Origin of the sequence: Ectothiorhodospira lacustris (assembly GCF_022227785.1) — a bacterium.
Lineage (GTDB): Bacteria > Pseudomonadota > Gammaproteobacteria > Ectothiorhodospirales > Ectothiorhodospiraceae > Ectothiorhodospira > Ectothiorhodospira lacustris.
Genome location: NZ_JAJNQM010000116.1, coordinates 1 through 7,030, shown reverse-complemented (window position 1 = coordinate 7,030; position 7,030 = coordinate 1). Strand labels below are relative to the sequence as shown.

General features: G+C 64.3%; 9 protein-coding genes. 2 read left to right on the top strand and 7 right to left on the bottom strand.

Annotated features, from left to right (window positions below):
- The first annotated feature begins 181 nt into the window (after window positions 1-181).
- Window positions 182-1,696, top strand: a complete 1,515-nt coding sequence (locus LQ952_RS14990; RefSeq protein WP_238623433.1) for a fumarate hydratase — start codon at window positions 182-184, stop codon at window positions 1,694-1,696.
- Between the two features lie 69 nt (window positions 1,697-1,765).
- Here LQ952_RS14990 and LQ952_RS14985 read toward each other — a convergent pair whose 3' ends face one another.
- From LQ952_RS14985 to LQ952_RS14955, 7 genes are all read right to left on the bottom strand, one after another.
- A complete protein-coding gene (locus tag LQ952_RS14985) occupies window positions 1,766-2,221 on the bottom strand; it encodes a hypothetical protein (protein ID WP_238623432.1) in 456 nt (151 codons plus the stop codon).
- A gap of 20 nt (window positions 2,222-2,241) precedes the next feature.
- The gene (locus LQ952_RS14980) at window positions 2,242-3,153 is read right to left on the bottom strand and encodes a TIGR01777 family oxidoreductase (protein ID WP_238623431.1); all 912 of its coding nucleotides are present in this window, start codon (window positions 3,151-3,153) and stop codon (window positions 2,242-2,244) included.
- Between the two features lie 45 nt (window positions 3,154-3,198).
- Complete coding sequence (locus tag LQ952_RS14975) at window positions 3,199-3,360, bottom strand: hypothetical protein (RefSeq protein WP_238623430.1); 162 nt, start codon at window positions 3,358-3,360, stop codon at window positions 3,199-3,201.
- A gap of 98 nt (window positions 3,361-3,458) precedes the next feature.
- A complete protein-coding gene (locus tag LQ952_RS14970; RefSeq protein WP_238623429.1) occupies window positions 3,459-3,842 on the bottom strand; it encodes a YajD family HNH nuclease in 384 nt (127 codons plus the stop codon).
- A 40-nt stretch (window positions 3,843-3,882) separates the two neighbouring features.
- Entirely contained in the window at window positions 3,883-5,469 is a 1,587-nt protein-coding gene (locus tag LQ952_RS14965) for a potassium channel family protein (RefSeq protein WP_238623428.1), read from the bottom strand.
- Window positions 5,466-5,936 carry a YdcF family protein gene (locus LQ952_RS14960; protein ID WP_488349783.1) on the bottom strand — a complete coding sequence of 157 codons (471 nt, stop codon included), beginning with the start codon at window positions 5,934-5,936 and terminating at the stop codon, window positions 5,466-5,468. The genes LQ952_RS14965 and LQ952_RS14960 overlap by 4 nt, the downstream gene beginning before the upstream one ends.
- The gene (locus tag LQ952_RS14955; RefSeq protein ID WP_238623426.1) at window positions 5,837-6,205 is read right to left on the bottom strand and encodes a YdcF family protein; all 369 of its coding nucleotides are present in this window, start codon (window positions 6,203-6,205) and stop codon (window positions 5,837-5,839) included. Before LQ952_RS14955 ends, LQ952_RS14960 begins: the two co-directional genes overlap by 100 nt.
- 333 nt (window positions 6,206-6,538) lie before the next feature.
- Here LQ952_RS14955 and LQ952_RS14950 point away from each other — a divergent pair.
- Window positions 6,539-7,030, top strand: a 492-nt coding sequence (locus LQ952_RS14950; protein WP_238623425.1) for an Rpn family recombination-promoting nuclease/putative transposase, incomplete at its 3' end; no start/stop codon positions are given.

Below are 7,030 nucleotides of genomic sequence, written 5' to 3'. Positions count from 1 at the left end.
CGCTATCCTTCCCCGCCCTGAACGGCGGGGCTTGCCGCGCGCTGGGTCATTGCACCGATTCGTATCCGAGGCCCTTGAGACGGCAAATGTGGAATTGCCCTGATCCCGGACGAAGACATGACGTGCGGGCCGCATCGGGATAAGATGCGCGGCTCAACGCAGACACTTGCCGGAGTTCTCCATGTCCGTCATCCGCCAGGAAGACCTGATCCAGAGCATTGCCGATGCCTTTCAGTTCATCAGCTACTATCATCCCCAGGACTATATCCAGGCCCTGAGCGCCGCCTACGAGCGCGAGCAATCCCCCGCGGCCCGGGATGCCATGGCCCAGATCCTGATCAACTCCCGCATGTGCGCCGAAGGCCGGCGCCCCATGTGCCAGGACACCGGCATCGCACTGGTCTTTCTCAAGGTGGGCATGGACGTGCGCTGGGAGGCGGACATGAGCCTGCAGGCCATGGTGGACGAAGGGGTCAGACGGGCCTATCAACACCCGGACAACCCCCTGCGGGCCTCGGTGCTGCTGGACCCGGCCGGTGAGCGCAAAAATTCCCGCGATAACACCCCGGCGGTGGTCCATATGGAGATCGTGCCCGGGGATCACGTGGAAGTGATCTGCGCCGCCAAGGGCGGCGGTTCCGAGAACAAGTCCAAGCTGGCCATGCTCAACCCCTCCGACTCCATCGTCGACTGGGTCCTCAAGACCGTGCCTACCATGGGCGCCGGCTGGTGCCCACCGGGCATCCTGGGCCTGGGCATCGGCGGCACACCGGAAAAGGCCATGCTGCTGGCCAAGGAATCCCTCATGGCCCCGGTGGATATCCATGAACTGATGGCCCGTGGCCCGCAGAACCGGGTGGAGGAACTGCGCCTGGAACTGTACGAGAAGGTCAATGCCCTCGGCATCGGCGCCCAGGGACTGGGCGGCCTGACCACGGTGCTGGACGTGAAGATCCTGGACTACCCCACCCATGCGGCTTCCCTGCCCGTGGCCATGATCCCCAACTGTGCCGCCACCCGTCATGTGCATTTCCACCTGGACGGCAACGGCCCGGCGGTCCTTACGCCACCCTCCCTGGAGGACTGGCCGCAACTGGACTACGACGCCTCCAAGGGCAAGCGGGTGAACCTGGACACCATCACCCGAGAGGAAGTGGCCAGCTGGCAGCCGGGCGATGTGCTGCTGCTCAACGGCCGCCTGCTCACCGGCCGGGATGCCGCCCACCAGCGGCTGACCCGGATGCTGGACGAGGGCAAGTCCCTGCCAGTGGATTTTGCCAACCGCTTCATCTACTACGTGGGTCCGGTGGACCCGGTGCGGGATGAGGTCATGGGTCCGGCCGGTCCCACCACCGCCACCCGCATGGACAAATTCACCCGCCAGATGCTGGAACAGACCGGCCTGCTGGGCATGGTCGGCAAGGCGGAACGGGGACCGGCGGCCGTGGCCGCCATCAAGGACAACCAGGCAGTCTATCTCATGGCCGTGGGCGGCGCCGCCTACCTGGTTTCCAAGGCCATCCAGGCCTCCCGCGTGGTGGCCTTCGAGGACCTGGGCATGGAAGCCATCTACGAGTTCGAGGTCAAGGACATGCCCGTGACCGTGGCGGTGGACAGCCAGGGCACCTCGGTGCATGAAACCGGGCCGCGGGAGTGGCGAGGTCGTATCGGCAAGATCCCCGTCGTGGAAGCTTGACCAAAAGCCGATGTCCCTGTCCGGGGATGGACAGGGACTGCGTCCATCCCTGCGGGATACGGACAACGGCTATGGTGCATCCGGCGGCGGTCCTTCCGCCAGCCCGTAGAACCTCGCCACCCGCACCGCAAAATCGTAGATGGGCTGCGGCGATGCCGCGTCGGGCATGCCGTTGATGATCTTGCGCCCGTCCCGCAGGTTCAGGCAGACCACATAGCGGTGCCCCCGGTTGAAGGGATAACGCTCGATGCTGATGCGCTCCACGCCGGCCAGGGCATGTTCCAGATACTGACTGCGGCCAAAAGGCCGCCAGTGCTGAATACTGACCTTGGCCGGTGAATGCTGGAAACGATAGGCGGACACGGGCGACAACCGCCACAGGGAGGCGAGCAGCATCCCCACCAACACCAGCAGCACCGCCAGGCTGGCCATGGGCGGGACATACCCCCCCACAAACTCCCGGGCGAAGAAACTGCCGTAGACCACCAACGCAACGATGGGCAACCCCAGGATCAGGACTGCCATGGGATCCCAATGACGAATGATCATCGAGACGCGATCTCGTGCATGGCCTTGTCGATGTCCGGATACAGGAACTCATATCCTGCCTCCAGCAATTTGCCACCCGAGATGGTCTGTGAGTCCAGTACCACAGTGGACATCTCACCCAGGGCCGTGCGCAGCATGAAGGCCGGCGCCGCCACCACGGCGGGTCTGCCCAGGGCATGGCCCAGGGACTTGGAGAATTCCCGGTTGCTCACCGGTTCGGGCGCCACGGCATTGTAGACACCGAACATGGCGTCATCGGTGAGGGCACGAGTGATGACGCCGACCACATCCTCCAGGTGAATCCAACTCATGATCTGGCTACCGTCGGAGACGGGGCCGCCCAGGCCCATCTTGAATACCGGCAGCAGCTTTGCGATCACGCCGCCGTCCCGCCCCAGCACCACGCCAAAGCGCAGGATCACCACCCGAGTGCGCTCATGCATGTGGGTGGCTTCCTGCTCCCACTGGCGGCAGATGTCCGGCAGAAATCCGTCGCCTGGCTCACTCTCCTCGGTCAGTCGATCCGGCAGATTGACGGGGTAATAGCCGATGGCGGACGCGGAGACCAGGACCTTACACTGGGGAGCGTGTTCATTGAGGCCCTCCACCAGATGCTGGGTCGGTTCAATGCGCGAGTTGAAGATGCGCTTCTTCTGCTCGGGACTCCAGCGGCGGCTGGCCAGGCTCTCCCCCACCAGGTTCACCGCCCCGTCCACCCCTTCGAAGGCCTCTTCCGGGATGGGAGAACGGGTATTCCACTGGATGAACCGACAGCCTGCGGTACCGAGCTTGCGCCGGGCGTTGGCCGTATTGCGGGTCAGCACCACACATTCATAGTCCTGGGAGACCAGGCGTCTGATCAGGTGGGACCCCACAAAGCCAGTGCCCCCGGTGATGAGGATTTTCATGCCTTCTCCGTTGTTGATCAGTGGCTCGACAGGGCGCGTCGCCCGTCAGTCCTGTTTTTGATTGTCGGATTTTTTCTGTTCCTCGGCGCGTCGACGGTCACGTTCTTCCCGGTCCCGGCGCAGGGAACCAAACTGCCAGACGGCCAGGGCCACCACCCCGCCGATGATCAGCAGGCCTTCAAGCATCTTGAAAGTCGAGGCATCCACGGTATGTCCTCCGGTCATGGGGCGCCACGGGATCGGGCCACGTCCCAGACCTTGAAAACTACGCCCCGGACCGCACCCGGTCAACCGGCGAGCCGTGCTCAGTCCTTGCCCTTGAGCAGGTCCCCCAGGGCCGCGAAGGGATTATGGCTCGCCCCCTTCCCGGCAACGCCGGCACCCCCCGCCCCGCCGCCGTGACCGGACATGGCCTCGGTCAGGCGCTGATGCTCATTGTCATGGCAATACACGCACAGCAGTTCCCAGTTGGAACCATCCTGAGGGTTGTTATCGTGATTATGATCCCGATGATGCACCGTCAACTCACGGACATTGCCGTGATCGAAAGTGCGCCCACAACGCCCGCAGACCCAGGGATACATCTTCAGGGCCTTGGCCCGGTAACCCTGTTCCCGCGTCGCCTGCTCCTTGTGGCTGTTGGCCACGATCTGATCCAGACGCTGCCTGGATGATGAATTTGAAGACATGTCACACCTCGAAAAAATCTGAAATCCGTGCCCGTGGCAGTTACCGATCTCGTCCTGCCGTTGCCTCGGGACGCCCCATGCCCAGCATACGCCAGATCCAGCCATCCGGGCGATTGTCGCCGGTCACAAGATAGCGCAGGGCCCGGTGATCCCGCAGCAGGTGATGCAGATAGTCTGCGGCCCGGGTACGGCCGCAGAGCAGCAGCCGGTCACCGTGCTCGATAAGGGCGTCCTCCGACGGCGTCAGCACCTCTTCCCCCTTCCGGCACAGCATCAGGGGCACGCAGTTGAGAAATGCATAACGTGCCTGTCCGGCCTCCAGTAACCCACCCAGCGTGACCGGAAAGCCCTCGCGGATCAGCGCATGCAACGCCGGAGCCTCCTTGGCCGTAACATGCACTCGCCAGACCTCCGGCACCCGCTCGTCCGTGACCCCACTGATCCGGCTGAGGAGTTCGTTGGCCCAGGCGTCACCGTGGCCCAGACTCAGTTCCAGAAAGCGAGCCAACAAGGGATTGCCCAGGTGGGCCAGGATGGACTCCACGATCATCTCGCTGGAGCGCATGACCAGGGCGGGCTGCGCCGCATGGAACAGATCCTGATTATCGCAATGATTCTGGCGGGCTACCATGAACAGGTCCGGCTTCAGGTCCCGGGCCGTCATGATCACGGAGAGGTTGTTGGTGTCCTGCTCCGTCCCGGCCACCAAGCCCACGGCCTGGTCGATCCCCGCCAGACGCAGGGTATCCGCCTCGGTGCCGCGACCCTCCACGCAGGGGCCGTCGCATCCGGCACTGGACGGGTTGATCTCGATCACCACCGTGCTCAATCCCTGCGCCACCATGGCCCGCCTCACCGCCTTGCCGAAGCGCCCGAACCCCACCAGGATCCAGGTACCCTTCGGCGGATGCACCGGCTCCTGCAGGCTGGATCCGGGTACGCTGGTCAGCCATTCCCGCAACAGATACAACCCCGGTGAGCGCAGGGCCAGCCCGAGACGCTCACCGAACGCATCAAAGGGGTTGATGATGTGATCGGTGCCGAAGGAGCCCATGTTGTCCTCGGTGGCCCGGGTATGGGCGCGGCAGATCACCGGCAGATCCGGGTTCAGCAACTTGCTGGTGATGGCGATCTTGAGATTGGCCTCCTCGTCATCGGTCAGGGCCACCACACCCCGGCACAGTGGATGCAAAAGCCCCGAGGCCTTGAGATGTCGCGAGACACTGGCATCCCCCAAAAGTCCCGGCACATGCAGGGTCAGATCCGCCAGTTCCAGGTCATTGATGCGATCCGGGTCATAGTCGATCACCACCGCGTGACGTCCCCGCTGCACCATGGCCCGCACCAGCATGGAGCCGGTATCCCCGTGGCCGCAGACGATGTAGAACGGGTCCTTCATGCGCCGGACGGCCCGATCGAAGGTATGGGAACTGAGTGCCTGCTTGAAGGCCGGGTCCTGGATCAGCGTGAGGATCTTCCCGATGGCATAGAGCCAGGCGATGATAGTGAGATAGATGCTGAAAGTGACCCACATCCGCTGGGCATCGGTGAAGGCGTAGGGCACCTCGCCGAAACCGGTGGTGGTGGCGGTGTAGCTGAGGAAATAGAAGGCGTGGAAGATGCTCATACGCCAGGGCTCTTCAATGCCCGGGTGCTGTCCGCCAGGGCCTGGGCGTCCGGGAGCCAGCGCAGGAGATCCGGGGGCAAGGGCTCCACCTCGAAATCCGTGGGTGCCGGCCAGGCCTCCACGCCGGCGGCGCGGAATGTGGCCAAGGCGCGCTCCATGTGCAAGGCCGATGTGACCAGCAACACCCGCTCCAGGCCCCTGTCCTCCAGCAACTGCGCCGTGTACACCGCATTGCCGCGCGTGGTGGCACTGTCCGTTTCCAGCAACACCGCCGACGCCGGCACGCCCAGGTCCACCAGAAACTCCCGCATGGCGTGGGCCTCCACCCGCTCACGCTCCCGCCACGGCACCGAACCACCGGACACGATCACCCACGGCGCCCGATCCGCATGATACAACCGGGCACCATGCCACACCCGGTCCGCCGCCGGGCCCAAGTTGGGATAAGGCCACTGGGGCGAACCCACGTTGATGCCACCCCCAGCACCACCACCGCATCCGCCTCCGGCAACGCGTGTGCCGGCACATACTCGAACCGCGACTCCAGCGACGCCCGCAGCGCGTCTGATGCCACCGGCATGGACCACAACCACACCCAGGCCAGGCCCAGACACAACACCCCTGCCCCGGTGCGTCGCCAACGGATCAGCCACAGCAGCAGCGCCAGCAGGGCCAACAAAAACAAAAGGCCCAGCGGATAAGCCAGCTGGGCCAGGAGTTTGTCCAAGTACAACATTGTCTTACCTCCACTCACAACACCCCCACCCACGCCTCCACCGCCAACCGCCTGTCAAACCGCGACTCCAACACAGCCCGCGCATTGCGCCCCCAGGCGGCGCACAAATCAGCATCATCCGCCAACCGCGCGATCCACGCCGCCAACCCAGCACCATCCCCGGTGGCCACCGCCTCACCACACCTGGCCTCGCGCAGCACACGAGGGATCTCCCCCTCCACATCCCCCTACAAACAACGTGGGCTGTCCCGGCCTGACCGCCGACTTCACGCACTGCCTCCATCCCTCTCTGATCGGCTACCCTATAGACCCACCCACCCCGACACCCAGGCCATGGGCAACACCCTCCCCAACCCCCACGACACCCTGTTCAAGGCCCTGCTCGAAGATCCCGAACGGGCCAGTGCCCTGCTGCGCGAGAGCCTTCCCAAGGCCCTCACCGACAAGATGGCCGATGATCCCCGACCCGTGGATGGTTCCTTTATCGACGAGAACCTGCGTGGCACCCACAGTGACCGGTTGTTCCAGGTGGCACTACGGGATGGCCGCAGTGCCTTCATCTACACCCTCATCGAGCACAAGTCCTGGCCCGACATGGGGGCCCCCCTGCAACTGATGGGCTATCGCCACCGCATCTGGACCCGCCACGCCCAGGACAAACCGGAACAACTGCGCAAGCTGCCACCCATCATCACCCTGCTGGTCTACCATGGCCGGACCCCCTGGAACGTGCCCACCCGCCTGATCGACTGCATCGACGCCGACGAGGATCTGCTTGAACTGCAACGGGATGGCGGCTACGCGGTCAAAGACCTCAGCGGCAAT

Bases quoted from the DNA above. Each gene is read 5' to 3' on its own strand.
- LQ952_RS14990 (WP_238623433.1), top strand. From the start codon at position 182: ATGTCCGTCATCCGCCAGGAAGACCTGATCCAGAGCATTGCCGATGCC.
- LQ952_RS14985 (WP_238623432.1), bottom strand. From the start codon at position 2,221: ATGGCAGTCCTGATCCTGGGGTTGCCCATCGTTGCGTTGGTGGTCTAC.
- LQ952_RS14980 (WP_238623431.1), bottom strand. From the start codon at position 3,153: ATGAAAATCCTCATCACCGGGGGCACTGGCTTTGTGGGGTCCCACCTG.
- LQ952_RS14970 (WP_238623429.1), bottom strand. From the start codon at position 3,842: ATGTCTTCAAATTCATCATCCAGGCAGCGTCTGGATCAGATCGTGGCC.
- LQ952_RS14965 (WP_238623428.1), bottom strand. From the start codon at position 5,469: ATGAGCATCTTCCACGCCTTCTATTTCCTCAGCTACACCGCCACCACC.
- LQ952_RS14955 (WP_238623426.1), bottom strand. From the start codon at position 6,205: ATGTTGTACTTGGACAAACTCCTGGCCCAGCTGGCTTATCCGCTGGGC.